The 15,315-nt window shown below is 72.0% G+C and carries 15 protein-coding genes; 10 read left to right on the top strand and 5 right to left on the bottom strand.

The features are described 5' to 3' along the window. The first annotated feature begins 81 nt into the window (after positions 1 to 81). The 6 genes from ACIBNA_RS29175 (at position 82) to ACIBNA_RS29150 (ending at position 8,662) form a co-directional block, all read left to right on the top strand. A complete protein-coding gene (locus ACIBNA_RS29175) occupies positions 82 to 1,536 on the top strand; it encodes a CitMHS family transporter (protein ID WP_399168160.1) in 1,455 nt (484 codons plus the stop codon). A 22-nt stretch (positions 1,537 to 1,558) separates the two neighbouring features. Further along, a complete protein-coding gene (locus ACIBNA_RS29170) occupies positions 1,559 to 2,794 on the top strand; it encodes an MFS transporter (protein ID WP_399168159.1) in 1,236 nt (411 codons plus the stop codon). A 341-nt stretch (positions 2,795 to 3,135) separates the two neighbouring features. Then, positions 3,136 to 4,476 (top strand): ABC transporter ATP-binding protein, encoded by a 1,341-nt coding sequence (locus ACIBNA_RS29165; RefSeq protein WP_399168158.1) that lies wholly within the window; start codon positions 3,136 to 3,138, stop codon positions 4,474 to 4,476. A gap of 130 nt (positions 4,477 to 4,606) precedes the next feature. Then, positions 4,607 to 5,995, top strand: coding sequence for an aldehyde dehydrogenase family protein (locus ACIBNA_RS29160; protein ID WP_399168157.1), 1,389 nt, complete (start codon positions 4,607 to 4,609; stop codon positions 5,993 to 5,995). Positions 5,996 to 6,017: 22 nt separating this feature from the next. Further along, positions 6,018 to 7,100 carry a Zn-dependent alcohol dehydrogenase gene (locus ACIBNA_RS29155; RefSeq protein WP_399168156.1) on the top strand — a complete coding sequence of 361 codons (1,083 nt, stop codon included), beginning with the start codon at positions 6,018 to 6,020 and terminating at the stop codon, positions 7,098 to 7,100. A 191-nt stretch (positions 7,101 to 7,291) separates the two neighbouring features. Next, positions 7,292 to 8,662, top strand: coding sequence for an MFS transporter (locus ACIBNA_RS29150; RefSeq protein WP_399168155.1), 1,371 nt, complete (start codon positions 7,292 to 7,294; stop codon positions 8,660 to 8,662). On the opposite strand, the gene ACIBNA_RS29145 is transcribed toward ACIBNA_RS29150, so the two are convergent. The 3 genes from ACIBNA_RS29145 to ACIBNA_RS29135 form a co-directional block, all read right to left on the bottom strand. Beyond that, a complete protein-coding gene (locus ACIBNA_RS29145; protein ID WP_399168154.1) occupies positions 8,651 to 9,604 on the bottom strand; it encodes a DMT family transporter in 954 nt (317 codons plus the stop codon). The genes ACIBNA_RS29150 and ACIBNA_RS29145 overlap by 12 nt on opposite strands. A gap of 94 nt (positions 9,605 to 9,698) precedes the next feature. Then, on the bottom strand, positions 9,699 to 10,409 hold the full coding sequence (locus ACIBNA_RS29140) for an ArsR/SmtB family transcription factor (protein ID WP_399168153.1): 711 nt from the start codon (positions 10,407 to 10,409) through the stop codon (positions 9,699 to 9,701). Between the two features lie 58 nt (positions 10,410 to 10,467). After that, on the bottom strand, positions 10,468 to 11,109 hold the full coding sequence (locus tag ACIBNA_RS29135) for a TetR/AcrR family transcriptional regulator (RefSeq protein ID WP_184982067.1): 642 nt from the start codon (positions 11,107 to 11,109) through the stop codon (positions 10,468 to 10,470). Between the two features lie 77 nt (positions 11,110 to 11,186). Here ACIBNA_RS29135 and ACIBNA_RS29130 point away from each other — a divergent pair, with 77 nt between their 5' ends. The 3 genes from ACIBNA_RS29130 to ACIBNA_RS29120 all read left to right on the top strand — a co-directional run bounded on the left by ACIBNA_RS29130 (position 11,187) and on the right by ACIBNA_RS29120 (position 13,370). Continuing rightward, positions 11,187 to 12,338 (top strand): acyl-CoA dehydrogenase family protein, encoded by a 1,152-nt coding sequence (locus ACIBNA_RS29130; RefSeq protein ID WP_399168207.1) that lies wholly within the window; start codon positions 11,187 to 11,189, stop codon positions 12,336 to 12,338. Positions 12,339 to 12,397: 59 nt separating this feature from the next. Continuing rightward, entirely contained in the window at positions 12,398 to 12,658 is a 261-nt protein-coding gene (locus ACIBNA_RS29125) for a YiaA/YiaB family inner membrane protein (protein ID WP_399168152.1), read from the top strand. 70 nt (positions 12,659 to 12,728) lie between these two features. Continuing rightward, on the top strand, positions 12,729 to 13,370 hold the full coding sequence (locus tag ACIBNA_RS29120) for a TetR/AcrR family transcriptional regulator (RefSeq protein ID WP_399168151.1): 642 nt from the start codon (positions 12,729 to 12,731) through the stop codon (positions 13,368 to 13,370). A 28-nt stretch (positions 13,371 to 13,398) separates the two neighbouring features. On the opposite strand, the gene ACIBNA_RS29115 is transcribed toward ACIBNA_RS29120, so the two are convergent. After that, complete coding sequence (locus ACIBNA_RS29115; protein WP_399168150.1) at positions 13,399 to 13,860, bottom strand: MaoC family dehydratase; 462 nt, start codon at positions 13,858 to 13,860, stop codon at positions 13,399 to 13,401. Positions 13,861 to 13,969: 109 nt separating this feature from the next. Here ACIBNA_RS29115 and soxR point away from each other — a divergent pair, with 109 nt between their 5' ends. Then, entirely contained in the window at positions 13,970 to 14,440 is a 471-nt protein-coding gene (soxR, locus tag ACIBNA_RS29110; RefSeq protein ID WP_399168149.1) for a redox-sensitive transcriptional activator SoxR, read from the top strand. 99 nt (positions 14,441 to 14,539) lie between these two features. Here the strand turns inward: soxR and ACIBNA_RS29105 are convergent, their stop codons facing one another. Next, the gene (locus ACIBNA_RS29105) at positions 14,540 to 15,280 is read right to left on the bottom strand and encodes a 3-keto-5-aminohexanoate cleavage protein (RefSeq protein ID WP_399168148.1); all 741 of its coding nucleotides are present in this window, start codon (positions 15,278 to 15,280) and stop codon (positions 14,540 to 14,542) included. Positions 15,281 to 15,315 lie beyond the last annotated feature (35 nt).

Genomic DNA, 15,315 nt, shown 5'->3' with positions numbered 1-15,315 from the left:
GTTTTGCGCTTATTGCTCGCACGTCAACGTCTTGTTAACGCTGCTTGAACGCACCTAACGTCTCGGACACCGCCGGCCCTGGTGGGATGTTCAAGGGCGAACGTTAGGTATCCACTCATGCTGACCATCCTCGGCTTCGCCATGATCGCGACCTTCCTGGTCCTGATCATGATGAAGAAGATGTCGCCGATCGCGGCGCTCGTGCTGATTCCCGCGCTGTTCTGCGTGTTCGTCGGCAAGGGCGCCAAGCTCGGCGACTACGTACTCGACGGCGTGACCGACCTCGCCCCCACTGCGGCGATGCTCATGTTCGCGATCGTCTACTTCGGTGTGATGATCGATGTCGGTCTCTTCGATCCGATCGTCCGCGGCATCCTCAAATTCTGCAAAGCCGACCCGATGCGGATCGTCGTCGGCACGGCAGTGCTCGCCGCGATCGTGTCGCTGGACGGCGACGGCTCGACCACCTTCATGATCACCGTCTCGGCGATGTACCCGCTGTACAAGCGCCTGAAGATGAGCCTGGTCGTGATGACCGGTGTCGCCGCCATGGCCAACGGCGTGATGAACACCCTCCCCTGGGGCGGCCCGACCGCCCGCGCCGCGACCGCGCTCAAGCTCGACGCCAGCGACATCTTCGTCCCGATGATCCCGGCGCTCCTGGTGGGCCTGCTGTTCGTCTTCGTCCTCTCCTACGTCCTCGGTGTGCGTGAGCGCCGGCGGCTGGGCGTGCTGACGCTGGACGAGGTGCTGGTGGAGGACAAGGTCGAGGAGAAGGAGACCGAGACGGTCCTCGTGGGCGCCGGCGGCTCCGGCGACGGCAAGGTCTCCATGCGCAAGAGCGTCACGGGCGGCGCGGGTTCCGGCACGGACGCCGACGAGCAGGGCGACGACTTCCAGGGCCTCGACCCCCACCGCGCCACGCTGCGCCCCAAGCTGTACTGGTTCAACGCGCTGCTCACGGTCGGTCTGCTCACCGCCATGATCATGGAGGTGCTGCCGATCCCGGTGCTGTTCCTGCTCGGCGCCGCGCTCGTGCTCACCGTCAACTTCCCGCACATCCCGGACCAGAAGGCCCGGATCGCCGCCCACGCCGAGAACGTCCTGAACGTCTCCGGCATGGTCTTCGCCGCCGCCGTCTTCACCGGCGTCCTGCAGGGCACCGGCATGGTCGACCACATGGCCAAGTGGATGGTGGACGTCATCCCCGGCAGCATGGGCCCGCACATGGCCCTCGTCACCGGCATCCTCAGCCTCCCGCTCACCTACTTCATGTCGAACGACGGCTTCTACTTCGGTGTCCTGCCCGTCCTCGCGGAGGCGGGCGCCGCGCACGGTGTCTCCCCGCTGGAGATGGCCCGCGCCTCGCTCGTCGGCCAGCCGCTGCACATGTCCAGCCCGCTGGTCCCGGCCGTGTACGTCCTGGTCGGCATGGCCAAGGTGGAGTTCGGCGACCACACGAAGTTCGTCGTGAAGTGGGCCGCCCTCACCTGTCTGGTCATCCTCGGGGCGGGCATGCTCTTCGGGATCATCTGACCACCGTATGGAGGACGTCATCGTGAGGCCCGGTGGGAACCGCGGCTGGCTGCTCCGCCTCGTCATCGCCTTCAGCTTCGCGCAGGGGGCGGTGTCGATGGCCCGGCCCGCCGTCTCCTACCGGGCCCTCGCGCTGGGTGCGGACGAGCGTGCGGTCGGTGTCATCGCCGGTGTGTACGCGCTGCTGCCGCTGTTCGCCGCCGTACCCCTGGGCCGCCGAACCGACCACGGCCGCTGCGCGCCCCTGCTGCCCGTCGGCGTCGTCCTCATATCCGGCGGCTGCGCGCTCAGCGGCGTCGCGAACTCCCTGTGGGCCATGGCCCTGTGGAGCGGCGTGATGGGCCTCGGCCACCTCTGCTTCGTCATCGGCTCCCAGTCCCTCGTCGCCCGCCAGTCCGCGCCGCACGAACAGGACCGCAACTTCGGCCACTTCACCATCGGTGCCGCGCTCGGCCAGCTGGTCGGCCCCATCGCCGCGGGCGCGGTGATCGGCGGCGACGACATGACGGGCACCAGCGCGCTCGCCCTGATCGCGGCGGGTGCGATCGGGGCGGTCGCGTTCACGTCGCTGTGGCGCATCGAGCACCGTCGCACGGCGGCCACGTCCCGCGCGGAGAAGGGCGACCGTGTCCCGGTCCGGCGCATCCTGCGCACCCGGGGCGTGCCGGCCGGCATCCTCATCAGCCTCGCCGTGCTGTCCGCGACCGACATCCTCACCGCCTACCTTCCGGTGGTCGGCGAGCACCGGGGCATCGCGCCGTCCGTGATCGGCCTCCTGCTCAGCCTGCGAGCGGCGGCCACCATCGCGTGCCGCCTGGTGCTGACGCCCCTGCTGCGGCTGCTGGGCCGCACCGTGCTGCTCACGGTGACCTGTCTGCTGGCGGCCCTGCTGTGCGCGGGCATCGCCCTGCCGATGCCGGTGTGGGGGCTCGGCCTGCTGCTGGTGCTGCTCGGCTTCTGCCTCGGCGTCGGGCAGCCGCTGTCGATGACGACGGTCGTCCAGGCCGCCCCCGACGAGGCCCGTTCCACGGCCCTGGCCCTGCGCCTGACCGGCAACCGGCTGGGCCAGGTGGCCGCGCCCGCCGCGGCCGGGCTGATCGCCGGGGTCGCGGGGGTGGCGGCGCCGTTCGTGATGCTCGGAGTGCTGTTGCTGCTGTCCTCGGGGGTTGCCGTGCGGTCGCGGGGGGAGCCGGGTGCGGCGGCATCGGGGCAAGCCCGCCGGTCGAGGGTGCGGCTGTGCCGGAAGAGCGATATCTGACGTCGTAGCGCGATTCGGCTCGGGCGGTTTCTGTTTCCGCCGCAGTGGCTGGGCGCGGCCATGGTCCTGTTGCGCCGGAGGCTTGGCGCGGGGCCGGGTGCTGCTGGCGACCGTGGTCTTCGCCCACCTCACCGGCATCCACTGACCCGGGCGGCCCCCGGCCGTAGCCGAATCAGGCCGTCCGCCTTCTCGCCAGCTGGACCAAAACCCCGGATCCCGCCCCGCGTCTTCCCCAACCCGCGCACATTCCGTTAACTTCCGTGACCCACAGCCCCGTACGACCCGCACGAGGCTTCCGACCGCGGAGCACCAGCGCCCTGATGACCCCTCGGGGGCACCTCATGACACGCGCCATCTCCCTGCACGACGTGAGCAAGGCCTACACGCGAGGCGCCCGCGTGGTGGACCGGCTGTCGCTGGACATCGCACCCGGCGAGTTCCTCGTCCTGCTCGGCCCGTCCGGCTGCGGCAAGTCGACCGTGCTCAGGATGATCGCCGGGCTGGAGGAGATCGACGAGGGCGAGCTGCTACTCGACGGCGATTACGCCAACGACCTGCCGCCGTCGGGGCGGGACATGGCGATGGTCTTCCAGAACTTCGCCCTCTACCCGAACATGACCAGCCGCGCCAACATCGGTTTCCCGCTGCGTATCGAGGCGCCGGGCACGGACCCCGCCCCGCGCGTGGACGCCACCGCCCGCATGCTGGGCATCGAGGACCTCCTCGACCGCCTGCCCGCCCAGCTCTCCGGCGGTGAACGCCAGCGGGTCGCCATGGGCCGGGCCATCGCCCGCCACCCCTCGGCCTTCCTGATGGACGAGCCGCTGTCCAACCTCGACGCCAAACTCCGCACCCACCTGCGGGCGGAGATCTCCCAGCTCACCCGCGAGCTGGGCGTCACCACGGTCTACGTCACCCACGACCAGTCCGAGGCCATGTCGCTCGGCGACCGGGTCGCCGTGCTGCGCGGCGGCGTGCTCCAGCAGGTCGACAGCCCGCGTGCCGTCTACGCGCTGCCGAGCAACGTCTTCGTCGCCGCCTTCATCGGCACCCCGCGCATCAACCTGCTGCGCGGCCTGGTGCGCGCCCCGCTGGAGGGCGCGATGACCATCAGCCTGGGCAAGCAGTTCCTGCGCCTGCCCGAGCCGCTCTCCCTGGACCACCAGATGCTGCGCGTCCAGCAGGGCCGCGAGGTCATCGTGGGCCTGCGCTCGGAAGCCATCCGCATCGCCAAACACTCCGCGTCCCGCCCCGGCGAGGTGCCGATCACCGGCCTGGTCGAGCACGTGGAGTTCCAGGGGCACGAGATCCTCGTCCACTTCAACACCGGCTCCAGCCCCGCCGTCGTCCCGGAACTGGAGGCCCCGCGTCCGCGCCCGGGCCGCCCCGACCGGCGCCGCCGCCGCGAGGGCTCGGTCATCGACCGCCTGCGGGAGCGGGCCGTCGCCGGGCGCGCGGGCCCCGTCGTGACCCTGGACCACTCCGAGGAATCGCGACCCGGCCTCGCGGCCGCCGACCCCCGCCTGCCCGGCGACCTCATCGTGCGCACCACCCCGGACCTGGCCCTCCGCCACGGCATGCAGGTGCCGCTCCTCGTCGACCTCGCCCATCTCTTCGTCTTCGACCAGCACGGCGACCGCATCTGCCCGCACCCGGCGCGCCTGCCCGATCTGGAGGCGTGAGGAGCCGCACATCCGGGCGGGGCCCGCTCCGTGCTGTGATGACCGGGAGCACCGGGACGTCTGGCGCCGGAAAACTATCGTCGCTAGTTTATGTGCCGGACGACGACGCCCCGCCCCGGAGGAATGCGCGATGAAGGCACACGACGGCATGTACATCGGGGGCGCCTGGCGCCCCGCCGCCGGCCACGACGTGATCGAGGTCGTGAACCCGGTCGACGAGCAGGTCATCGGCACGGTCCCGGCCGGCACCGCCGAGGACGTCGACGCCGCCGTACGGGCCGCCCGTGCCGCTCTGCCGGAGTGGGCCGCGACCCCGCCCGCCGAGCGCGCGGCGCGCCTTGCCGCCCTCCGGGACGTGCTCGTGGCCCGCGCGGACGAGATCGCCGAGACCGTCACCGCCGAACTCGGCTCGCCCCTGAAGTTCTCGCAGGCCGTCCACGCGGCCGTGCCGATCGCGGTCGCGGGCTCCTACGCCGAGCTGGCGGCCACGTACGCCTTCGAGGAGAAGACCGGCAACTCGGTCGTCCACCACGAGCCGGTCGGCGTCGTGGCGGCGATCACGCCCTGGAACTATCCCCTGCACCAGATCGTGGCCAAGGTCGCCCCGGCCCTCGCGGCCGGCTGCACGGTCGTCGTGAAGCCGGCCGAGGACACCCCGCTGGTCGCCCGCCTGTTCGCGGACGCCGTACACGAGGCGGGCGTCCCGGCGGGCGTCTTCAACCTGGTCACCGGCCTCGGCCCGGTCGCCGGCCAGGCCCTCGCCGAGCACCCCGGTGTCGACTTGGTCTCCTTCACCGGATCCACCGCCGTCGGCCGGCACATCGCCGCGACCGCCGCCGGGCAGATCAAGAAGGTCGCCCTCGAACTCGGCGGCAAGTCCGCCAACGTCATCCTCCCGAGCGCCGACCTGGCCAAGGCGGTCAACGTCGGGGTCGCCAACGTCATGTCCAACTCCGGGCAGACGTGCAGCGCCTGGACGCGCATGCTGGTCCACCGCGACCGGTACGACGAGGCGGTGGAGCTCGCAGCGACGGCCGCCGCCAAGTACGGCGAGCGCATCGGCCCGGTCGTCAACGCGGGGCAGCAGGCACGCGTGCGCGGCTACATCGAGAAGGGCGTCGCGGAAGGCGCCCGCCTGGTCGCCGGCGGCCCCGAAGCCCCGCGCGAGAAGGGCTACTTCGTCAGCCCCACCGTCTTCGCCGACGTCACCTGGGAGATGACCATCGCGCAGGAGGAGATCTTCGGCCCCGTCCTGTCGATCCTCCGCTACGACGACGAGGAGGACGCGCTGCGGATCGCCAACGGCACCGTCTACGGCCTGGCCGGCGCCGTCTGGGCCGGGGACGAGGCCGAGGCGGTGGCCTTCGCACGCCGGATGGAGACCGGCCAGGTCGACATCAACGGCGGCCGCTTCAACCCCCTCGCCCCCTTCGGCGGCTACAAGCAGTCGGGCGTGGGCCGCGAGCTCGGCGTGCACGGCCTGACCGAGTACCTCCAGACCAAGTCCCTCCAGTTCTAGCCCCAGGGGAGTTCCTTCCGTCATGGCTGTCCGCGCCGCCGTCCTGCCCGCCGTCGGCTCCCCGCTGGAGATCACCGGCATCGACCTGCCCGACCCCGGACCGGGCCAGGTCCGCGTCCGGCTCGCCGCCGCCGGGGTCTGTCACTCCGACCTGTCCCTGTCCAACGGCACCATGCGCGTCCCGGTCCCGGCCGTCCTCGGTCACGAGGGCGCCGGCACGGTCGTCGCCGTCGGCGAGGGCGTCACCCACGTCGCGCCCGGCGCCGGGGTCGTCCTCAACTGGGCCCCGTCCTGCGGCACCTGCCACGCCTGTTCGCTCGGCGAGGTCTGGCTGTGCGCCAACGCGCTGGGCGGCGCCGCCGACGTCTACGCCCGCACCACCGAGGGCACCGACCTCCACCCCGGTCTGAACGTCGCCGCGTTCGCCGAGGAGACGGTCGTCTCCGCGTCCTGCGTCCTGCCCGCCCCGGACGGCGTCCCGCTCACCGACGCGGCCCTCCTCGGCTGCGCCGTCCTGACCGGCTACGGCGCCGTCCACCACTCGGCCCAGGTCCGGCCCGGCGAGACCGTGGCGGTGTTCGGCGTCGGGGGAGTGGGGCTCGCCGCCCTCCAGGCCGCCCGGATCGCGGGGGCCTCGAAGATCGTCGCGGTGGACGTGTCCGCCGGGAAGGAAGAGCTGGCCCGCACGGCCGGCGCCACCGACTACGTCCTCGCCTCCGAGAACACCGCCCGCGAGATCCGCGCCCTCACCGGCAGACAGGGCGTCGATGTCGCCGTCGAGTGCGTCGGCCGCGCGGTCTCCATCCGCACGGCCTGGGACTCCACCCGCCGCGGTGGCCGCACCACGGTCGTCGGCATCGGCGGCAAGGACCAGCAGGTCACCTTCAACGCCCTGGAGATCTTCCACTGGGGCCGCACCCTGACCGGCTGCGTCTACGGCAACTCCAACCCCGCGGAGGACCTCCCGGTACTCGCCGGACACGTCCGGGCGGGCCGTCTGGACCTGACCGCCCTGGTGACCGAACGCATCTCCCTGGAGGGCATCCCGGCGGCCTTCGAGAACATGCTGGCGGGCAAGGGCGGCCGGGCACTGGTCGTCTTCTAGCCCGTTTCCCCCGTGCCCCGGCCTCCGCGCGAGGCCGGGGCCTCAGGCGTGCCCGCACCCGTAGTCGGTGGCGCGTACAGGCAAAACTCCTGGTGTGCGACCCGTTGACGTACATACCGTCCGGTCAGTACGTTCCCCGGAATCCGAGCCACCCCCCGTTCCGTCCCCGCACCCACCGGAGCGTGCACCACATGGACACGGCCCCTTCCGCTCAGCCGCCCACCTCCACCACGCCCGCCGTGGGCAACCGCCGCCGCGTAGCCACCGCCGCGGCCCTCGCCTCGGCCGTCGAGTGGTACGACTACTTCGTCTTCGGCATCGCCGCCGCCCTCGTCCTCGGCGACCTCTACTTCCCCGCAGGCAGCCCCACCGCCGGCGTCCTGGCCTCCTTCGCCACGTTCGCCGTCGGTTTCCTGGCCCGCCCCCTCGGCGGCATCGTCGCCGGCCACCTCGGCGACAAGCGCGGCCGCAAGCCGATGCTGGTCCTCGCGCTGACGCTGATGGGCGTGGCCACCACCGGCATCGGCCTGCTTCCGACGTACGACACCATCGGCGTCGCCGCCCCGATCCTGCTCGTCCTGCTCCGCGTCGCACAGGGCGTCGCCGTCGGCGCCCAGTGGGGCGGCGCGATGCTCCTGGCCACCGAGTACGCCCCGGAGGGCAAGCGCGGCGTCTACGGCAGCGTCGTCCAGCTCGGCGTCCCCATCGGCGTGGTCACCGCCAACACCGTCTTCCTGGCCGCCGGCGCGCTCACCACCGACTCGGCGTTCGCGGCCTGGGGCTGGCGCGTGCCGTTCCTGGTCGGCCTGCTCGTGCTCGGCCTCGCCTGGTACATCCACACCCGCGTCGAGGAGACCCCGGCGTTCCGGGAGGCCGAACGCGCCCTCGCCGAGCAGGAGAAGTCCGAGCAGAGCTCGCCGCTGCGCACGATCCTGCGCGGCCACCTCGGCACGGTGCTCCTGGCCGGCGGCTCCTTCGCCGTGAACACCGCGACGTTCTACATCCTCATCACCGGCGTCCTCGACTACACCACGCGCGAGCTGGACATGAAGAAGGGCCCGGTGCTCATGGTCTCGCTGTGCGTCAGCCTCACCCAGCTCGTGCTGATCCCGGCCGCCGCCGCGCTCTCCGACCGCATCGGCCGCATCCGGGTCTACGCCTTCGGGGCGGCCGGCATCGCGCTGTGGGCCGTACCGCTCTTCCTGCTGATCGACACCGGCTCGCTGCTGTGGCTCGCGGTCGGCACGTTCGTCGCCAGCTGCTTCCTGAGCATCATGTACGGCCCCCAGGCCGCCCTGTTCGCCGAGCTGTTCACGCCCGAGATGCGCTACACCGGAGCCTCCCTCGGCTACCAGATCGCGGCCGTCGCCGGCGGCGGCCTCGCCCCCTTCGTCATGGTGCTGCTGCTGGAGGCCACGGGCACCTCGATGGCGGTGTCCGGCTACATCATCGCGCTCTCGGTGATCGCGCTGATCTCGATCAAGGTCCTCGCGGACCGGGCGCGTGCGGCGGAACCGGAGGCCGCGCCCGAGGTCAAGGCGGAAGCGGAGTCAGCGGGCTGAGTCCGAAGTCCGCTCGGGCCGGGGCTCCGCAACCGCTCCCGGAGCCCCGCCCGCCCGCGACCGCGACACCGCGACACCCGCCAGGCACAGCACACCGCCGACCAGGGTGAGCAGCCCCGGCACCTCGCCGAGGAACAGCCAGGACATCAGGACGACCAGCGCGGGCGCCGCGTACGTCGTCGCGCCCATCCGGCTCGCGGTCGTCCGGGACAGGGCGTACGCCCACGTCGTGAAGGCGAGGGCGGTCGGGAAGACGCCCAGGTACACCATGTTGAGCGTCGCGGAGGCCGGCGCTTTCGCGGCCTCCTGGACGAGCTGCCCGGCGAACGGCAGACAGACCACGGCGCCGACCAGGCAGCCGAACGTCGTCACCTGCAATGGACTCGCCGTGCCCAGCGCCGGCTTCTGCGCGACGACACCAGCGGCGTACGTGACCGCCGCCAGCAGGCACAGCACCACCCCGAGCACCGAGGAACCGCCCTCGCCCGACATCGAAAGACCCACGGTCACCGCACCGGCGAACGACACCGCCATCCCCGCCAGCAGCCGCGGCGGCATCGGATCACCGAGGAACCGGGCACCGAGCAGCGCGATGAGGATCGGCCCGGTGTTCACGACCAACGCGGCCGTCCCCGCGTCGACCTGCTGCTCGCCCCAGTTGAGGGCCACCATGTAGACGCCGAACCACAGCAGGCCCGATATGGCGATCCCGCGCCAGGCCGACCGCGGCGGCCACCCCTCCCGCCGCAGCAGGCAGATCACCCCCAGCGTCAGCGCCCCGGCCAGCAGCCGCCCGAGCGCCAGCGCGCCCGGCGAGTACGCCTCCCCCGCGCTGCGGATCGAGACGAAGGCGGACGCCCACAGCACGACGGTCACCGTGGCCGCCGCGGCGGCCAGCAGTTCCGCGCGGCGGGCGGGACGGGGCGGGGTGTTGTTCATCATGATCCCGAGGCTAGGAGGGGAGGGGGAGGGACGCTCGCGAATTTCGGACGGGGCGTCCACGGCCCGTCGGCGCCTGTCCGGCGAGACCTCGGGGTCAGCGCAGCGCCACGGCCTCCACGCCCAGCAGCTCGAACAGGGCCCGTTCACCGGCCGCCGTCACCTTCACGGCCCGCCCGGAGCCGATACGCACGCACCACCCCGTCTCCAGGGCGTGTCGGCACAGGGCCGCGCCCGCGACGCCCGCGAGATGAGGCCGGCGTTCGGTCCAGTCGAGACAGGCCCGGGCCAAGGGGCGCCGGCCACGCCGGTCGAGACCGATACCGGCCGACTCGAACCACGCCAGCCCGGCGTCGGTGAGCGCGAACCCGGTCTCCTGTCGCAGCAGCCCGCGCGCCGTCAGCGCGTCCGTGACCGCGATGCCGAGCCGCCCGGCGAGATGGTCGTAGCAGGTGCGGCCCCGGGCCATCGCCGAACCGGCGCTCGACTCCCGCAGGTTCCGCGGCCGTACGGCCCTACCCGGCGCGACCTGTGCAGCCAGGTCCTCCACCAGCTGCGCGACTCGCGTGTCGGCCAGCCGGACGTACCGGTGCCTGCCCTGCCGCTCCTCGGCGAGCAGCCCGTCCGCGACGAGCCTGCCGAGGTGCTCGCTCAGCGTCGACGCGGCGACACCCGCGTGCCGCGCCAGCTCGCTCGCGGTCCAGGCCCGCCCGTCGAGCAGCGCCAGCAGGCATGCGGCCCGGGTCTCGTCCGCGAACAGCGCCGCGAGCCGTGCCAGGGCCGTGGCCTGCGGGTCCCTCGTCGTCATGACCCCAGCATGGAACACGGACACTTCGGCCGTCGCCGAACTGTCTGACTCAGCGTTGCTACGCGGTCCGCCGCACCTGCTCGTACTGCCGTGCCAGCCCGTCCAGCAGGGCCGTCAGCCCGGTCTCGAAGGCCCGCTCGTCGATCTTCTCCTGCTGCTCGGCGAGGAGGTGGGCCTGCTGGAGATGGGGGTAGTCGGCGGGGTCGTAGGCGCTCGCGTCGTCCACGAAGCCCCCGGCGAAGGAGCCGAGCGCGGAGCCCATGACGAAGTAGCGCATCAGGGCGCCGATGGACGTGGCCTGGGCCGACGGCCAGCCCGCCTCGACCATCGCGCCGTAGACGGCGTCCGCCAGGCGCAGGCCCGCCGGGCGGCGGCCGGGGCCGCGGGCCAGCACCGGGACGATGTTCGGGTGGTCGCGCAGCGCGGCCCGGTAGGAGACGGCCCAGTCGTGCAGCGCGGTCCGCCAGTCCCGGCCGTCCTGGAACATCGTCAGGTCCACCTGGCCGCTCACCGAGTCGGCGACCGCCTCCAGGATCTCGTCCTTGGTGCGGAAGTGGTTGTAGAGCGAGGGCCCGCTGACCCCGAGTTCGGCGGCGAGCCGGCGGGTGGAGACGGCCGCGAGGCCCTCCGCGTCCACGAGCGCGCGGGCCGTCTCGACGATCCGGTCGGTGCTGAGCAAGGGCTTGCGCGGTCGGGCCATGGCGCACATAGTAGGGCTGCCGATTGAAACTAGCAGTGCTAATTTAAATGTACGGCTTTCAAGTGGAGTGACCTGTGGTGAACCTGGAGCTCAGCGAGGAGCAGGCCGCCGTACGGCAGCTCGCCCGGGACTTCGTGGAGCGCGAGATCGCCCCGAACGCCGTCGCCTGGGACCGCGCCGAGGAAGTCGACCGCGCGATCGTCGAGAAGCTCGGCGAGGTCGGCTTCCTGGGGCTGACGATCGACGAGGAGTACGGCGGCTCGGGCGGCGACCACCTCGCGTACTGCCTGGTCACGGAGGAGCTCGGCCGGGGCGACTCGTCCGTGCGCGGGATCGTCTCCGTCTCGCTGGGGCTCGTCGCGAAGACCGTCGCCGCCTGGGGGAGCGAGGAGCAGAAGCGGCGGTGGCTGCCGGGGCTCACCTCCGGCGAGTCGGTCGGCTGCTTCGGCCTGACCGAGCCGGGCACGGGCTCGGACGCGGGCAACCTCGGGGCGCGGGCGGTGCGGGACGGCGACGACTACGTCATCAACGGCACCAAGATGTTCATCACCAACGGCACCTGGGCCGACGTCGTCCTGCTCTTCGCCCGCTCCACGGACGCCCCCGGCCACAAGGGCGTCTCCGCCTTCCTGGTCCCCACCGGCACGCCCGGCCTGACGCGCCGCACGATCCACGGGAAGCTCGGGCTGCGCGGCCAGGCCACGGCCGAGCTCGTGCTGGAGGACGTGCGGGTGCCCGCCTCGGCGCTGCTGGGGGAGGAGGGCAAGGGCTTCTCGATCGCCATGTCCGCCCTCGCCAAGGGCCGGATGTCGGTCGCCGCGGGCTGTGTCGGCATAGCCCAGGCCGCGCTGGACGCGGCCGTGCAGTACGCGGGCGAGCGCGAGCAGTTCGGGAAGACCATCGCCCACCACCAGCTGATCCAGGAGCTGATCAGCGACATCGCCGTGGACGTCGACGCCGCCCGGCTGCTGACCTGGCGGGTCGCCGATCTGATCGACCGGAACCGGCCGTTCGCCGTAGAGTCGTCCAAGGCCAAGCTGTTCGCCTCGGAGGCGGCCGTCCGCGCCGCGGGCAACGCGCTCCAGGTCTTCGGCGGCTACGGCTACATCGACGAGTACCCCGCGGGCAAGCTCCTGCGGGACGCCCGCGTGATGACCCTCTACGAGGGCACGAGCCAGATCCAGAAGCTGGTCATCGGGCGGGCGCTGACGGGCGTTTCGGCGTTCTGAGTACGCCCCTGAGTATTTCGGCGGATGTGGCGCGGGCCACGTCCGCCGAAGCTGGCCCCATGAGTGACACACCGGGCAGCAAGCAGCAGAACACGGCCGCCTTCTACGGCCAGGCCGTCGCCTCCTTCGCCGTCGCCATGGCGGCCACCGCCATCGGCATCTACCAGCTGAGCGCCGACGCCTGGGTGCGGGGCTTCCTCGCCATCGCCGTCCTGTACCTGGTCACCTCCTCCTTCACCCTCGCCAAGGTGATCCGGGACCGGCAGGAGGGGCCGGCACAGGGGGCGGCGCCCTCCTACACCCCTTTCGAGAAGCGCTGAGCTGCCGCACTAAGCGCCCGCTCACCTTCGGCGGTATGGTGTTGTCCCTGTCGGTGGAGAGGGGCGAGTGATGAGTACGGCGGAGGAGACGGCCGGCGGCGAGGCGCAGGCGTGGGGCGAGGTCACGCCCGACGCGGCGCGGCGGCTGCTGATCGCCGCGGTGGAGGCCTTCGCCGAGCGCGGGTACCACGCCACGACGACCCGGGACATCGCGGGTCGCGCCGGGATGAGCCCGGCCGCGCTCTACATCCACTACAAGACCAAGGAAGAGCTGCTGCACCGCATCAGCAGGATCGGCCACGAGAAGGCCCTGGAGATCCTGCGGACGGCGGCCCGGCGGGAGGGCACCGCCCGCGAGCGCCTGTCCGGCGCGGTCAGCTCCTTCGTCCGCTGGCACGCCGGCGGACGCACCACCGCCCGGGTCGTCCAGTACGAGCTGGACTCGCTCGGTCCGGACGCCCGTGCCGAGATCGTCGCGCTGCGCCGGCAGTGCGACGCCGAGGTGCGGGGGATCATCGAGGACGGCGTGGCGGCCGGTGAGTTCGACGTGCTGGACGTGAAGGGCACGACCCTGGCCGTTCTCTCGCTCTGCGTCGACGTGGCCCGCTGGTTCAGTGTCGACGGGCCGTGGACGCCGGACGAGGTCGGCGCGCTGTACGCCGACCTGGTGCTGCGGATGGTGGGGGCCGGGGGAGAAGCAGCCCGCCGGTAGCCCGCCGGGGTCCGGGGTCAGAGGTGGTTCAGCGGTAGTAGCGGGAGACGGACTCGGCGACGCACACCGGCTTGTCGCCGCCCTCGCGTTCCACGGTGAAGGCGACGGTCACCTGGACGCCGCCGGGCACGTCGTCGACGGCGCTGATGGTCGCTGTGGCGCGCAGCCGGGAGCCGACGGGGACGGGGGAGGGGAAACGGACCTTGTTCGTCCCGTAGTTGACGCCCATCTTCACGCCCTCGACGGAGATCAGCTGCGGTCCGAAGAGGGGGAGCAGCGACAGCGTGAGATAGCCGTGGGCGATGGTGGTGCCGAAGGGTCCCGCCGCGGCCTTCTCCGGGTCGACGTGGATCCACTGGTGGTCGCCGGTGGCCTCCGCGAAGAGGTCGATCCGCTTCTGGTCGATGTCGAGCCAGTCGGTGTGCCCCAGTTGCTCGCCCACCGCCGACTTCAGGTCGTCGACGGATGTGAAGATCCTCGGCTGTGCCATGTCCCGGCCTCTCGCGTCAGGAAGTCTGCGTGCGCTCGTGTCTCTAAGCGACTGCTTAGCATGGTCGGCTGTGGGGGGCCCTGTCAACGGACTCGGTAGGGTTCGAGGGGTGCCCCAGATTTCAGAGAAGATCCACGAGCTCACGGTCGGCCAGCTGGCGGCGCGCAGCGGGGCCGCCGTTTCCGCCCTGCACTTCTACGAGTCCAAGGGCCTGATCAGCAGTCGCCGCACTTCGGGCAACCAGCGCCGCTACTCGCGTGACACGCTGCGCCGGGTCGCCTTCATCCGGGCCGCGCAACGGGTCGGCATCCCGCTGGCGACGATCCGCGAGGCACTGGCGGAGCTTCCCGAGGAGCGGACGCCGACCCGGGAGGACTGGGCGCGTCTCTCGGAAGCCTGGCGCTCGGAGCTGGACGAACGCATCAAGCAGCTGAACCGCCTCCGCGACCACCTCACCGACTGCATCGGCTGCGGCTGCCTCTCCCTCGACACCTGCGTCCTCTCCAACCCGGGCGACGTCTTCGGCGAACGCCGCACGGGCTCCCGCCTGATGGTCGACAAGGGCCGGGCGTCCGCTTAGTGCTGCATGCGCGCCTAGCTGCGGGCAGTCGTGCCGCTTGGGGCGGCACGGGTGGGCGCGGCGATACCCCGCTCCGCCGGGCTGCGGACCCACCCGGCCTCAGCAATCACGCCGAGGGTCTCGCCGACCTGCCTCGTACTCCACCAACCCCGCCGCGACCAACTCCGCATTGGCCCTGGCCAGTCGTCCAGTCGGCAGACGCAGCACATCCTCCACCCCGACTCGTGTGGCCAAGCCGAGCTCGCCCGCAAGCCGCAGCACCGGCCACGCACCCCCGTCCTCCCCGTGCAGCAGGACAGGACGCCCATGCGCGGCACCAAGGTCGGACAACAGCCCGCGCGCACAAGCCACCGCACTCGAAGGGTCGGTATCCGTCACCTCGGCCAGCACCCTCAGCACCTTCGGCCCCAACGGCGAGGCAGTGAACCGCTGCGCACCGTCCGTCCCGGACCAGATGCCGGCCTCCACACCCACCCCGAGATCCAGGAGCAGGGCGGCAACCTCCTCCGCCCCGGGCTCATGCCAGTTGACCGAGGCGTGGTCGGGCAGGACGGTCCAGCTCCGTATCCGCTCCAGCCTGGCGGCAGCGTCCGGCTCGGCCCACGCGCCCGTGGTCACACCCACCGGCACCGACACCCGCGCCCGGATCGCCGACAACGTCACCGCAAGCACCCGCGGCGACAACGTGTCCCGCCCGCACGGCGTCTTGGGATGGACATGGATGTCCGTGGCCCCGGCCGCGACGGCGTCGGCCGCGGAGTCGGCCATGGACTCGGGAGTCAGCGGCACCGCCGTACCGTCGGCGGCGGTCCGCGGACCGTTCAGGCACACCTGCACCATGTCCCGATGGTGCCAGTCACCACTGACAGCGGGCC

Source organism: Streptomyces sp. NPDC050164 (assembly GCF_044459945.1).
Lineage (GTDB): Bacteria > Actinomycetota > Actinomycetes > Streptomycetales > Streptomycetaceae > Streptomyces > Streptomyces coeruleorubidus_A.
Note: the sequence above shows the minus strand (reverse complement) of the source record. Positions and strands in the feature narration are given on the sequence as shown.

Coding starts and splice junctions, on each gene's coding strand:
- ACIBNA_RS29165 (WP_399168158.1), top strand. CDS start 3,136: ATGACACGCGCCATCTCCCTGCACGACGTGAGCAAGGCCTACACGCGA.
- ACIBNA_RS29160 (WP_399168157.1), top strand. CDS start 4,607: ATGAAGGCACACGACGGCATGTACATCGGGGGCGCCTGGCGCCCCGCC.
- ACIBNA_RS29155 (WP_399168156.1), top strand. CDS start 6,018: ATGGCTGTCCGCGCCGCCGTCCTGCCCGCCGTCGGCTCCCCGCTGGAG.
- ACIBNA_RS29150 (WP_399168155.1), top strand. CDS start 7,292: ATGGACACGGCCCCTTCCGCTCAGCCGCCCACCTCCACCACGCCCGCC.
- ACIBNA_RS29145 (WP_399168154.1), bottom strand. CDS start 9,604: ATGATGAACAACACCCCGCCCCGTCCCGCCCGCCGCGCGGAACTGCTG.
- ACIBNA_RS29140 (WP_399168153.1), bottom strand. CDS start 10,409: ATGACGACGAGGGACCCGCAGGCCACGGCCCTGGCACGGCTCGCGGCG.
- ACIBNA_RS29135 (WP_184982067.1), bottom strand. CDS start 11,109: ATGGCCCGACCGCGCAAGCCCTTGCTCAGCACCGACCGGATCGTCGAG.
- ACIBNA_RS29125 (WP_399168152.1), top strand. CDS start 12,398: ATGAGTGACACACCGGGCAGCAAGCAGCAGAACACGGCCGCCTTCTAC.
- ACIBNA_RS29120 (WP_399168151.1), top strand. CDS start 12,729: ATGAGTACGGCGGAGGAGACGGCCGGCGGCGAGGCGCAGGCGTGGGGC.
- ACIBNA_RS29115 (WP_399168150.1), bottom strand. CDS start 13,860: ATGGCACAGCCGAGGATCTTCACATCCGTCGACGACCTGAAGTCGGCG.
- ACIBNA_RS29105 (WP_399168148.1), bottom strand. CDS start 15,280: ATGGTGCAGGTGTGCCTGAACGGTCCGCGGACCGCCGCCGACGGTACG.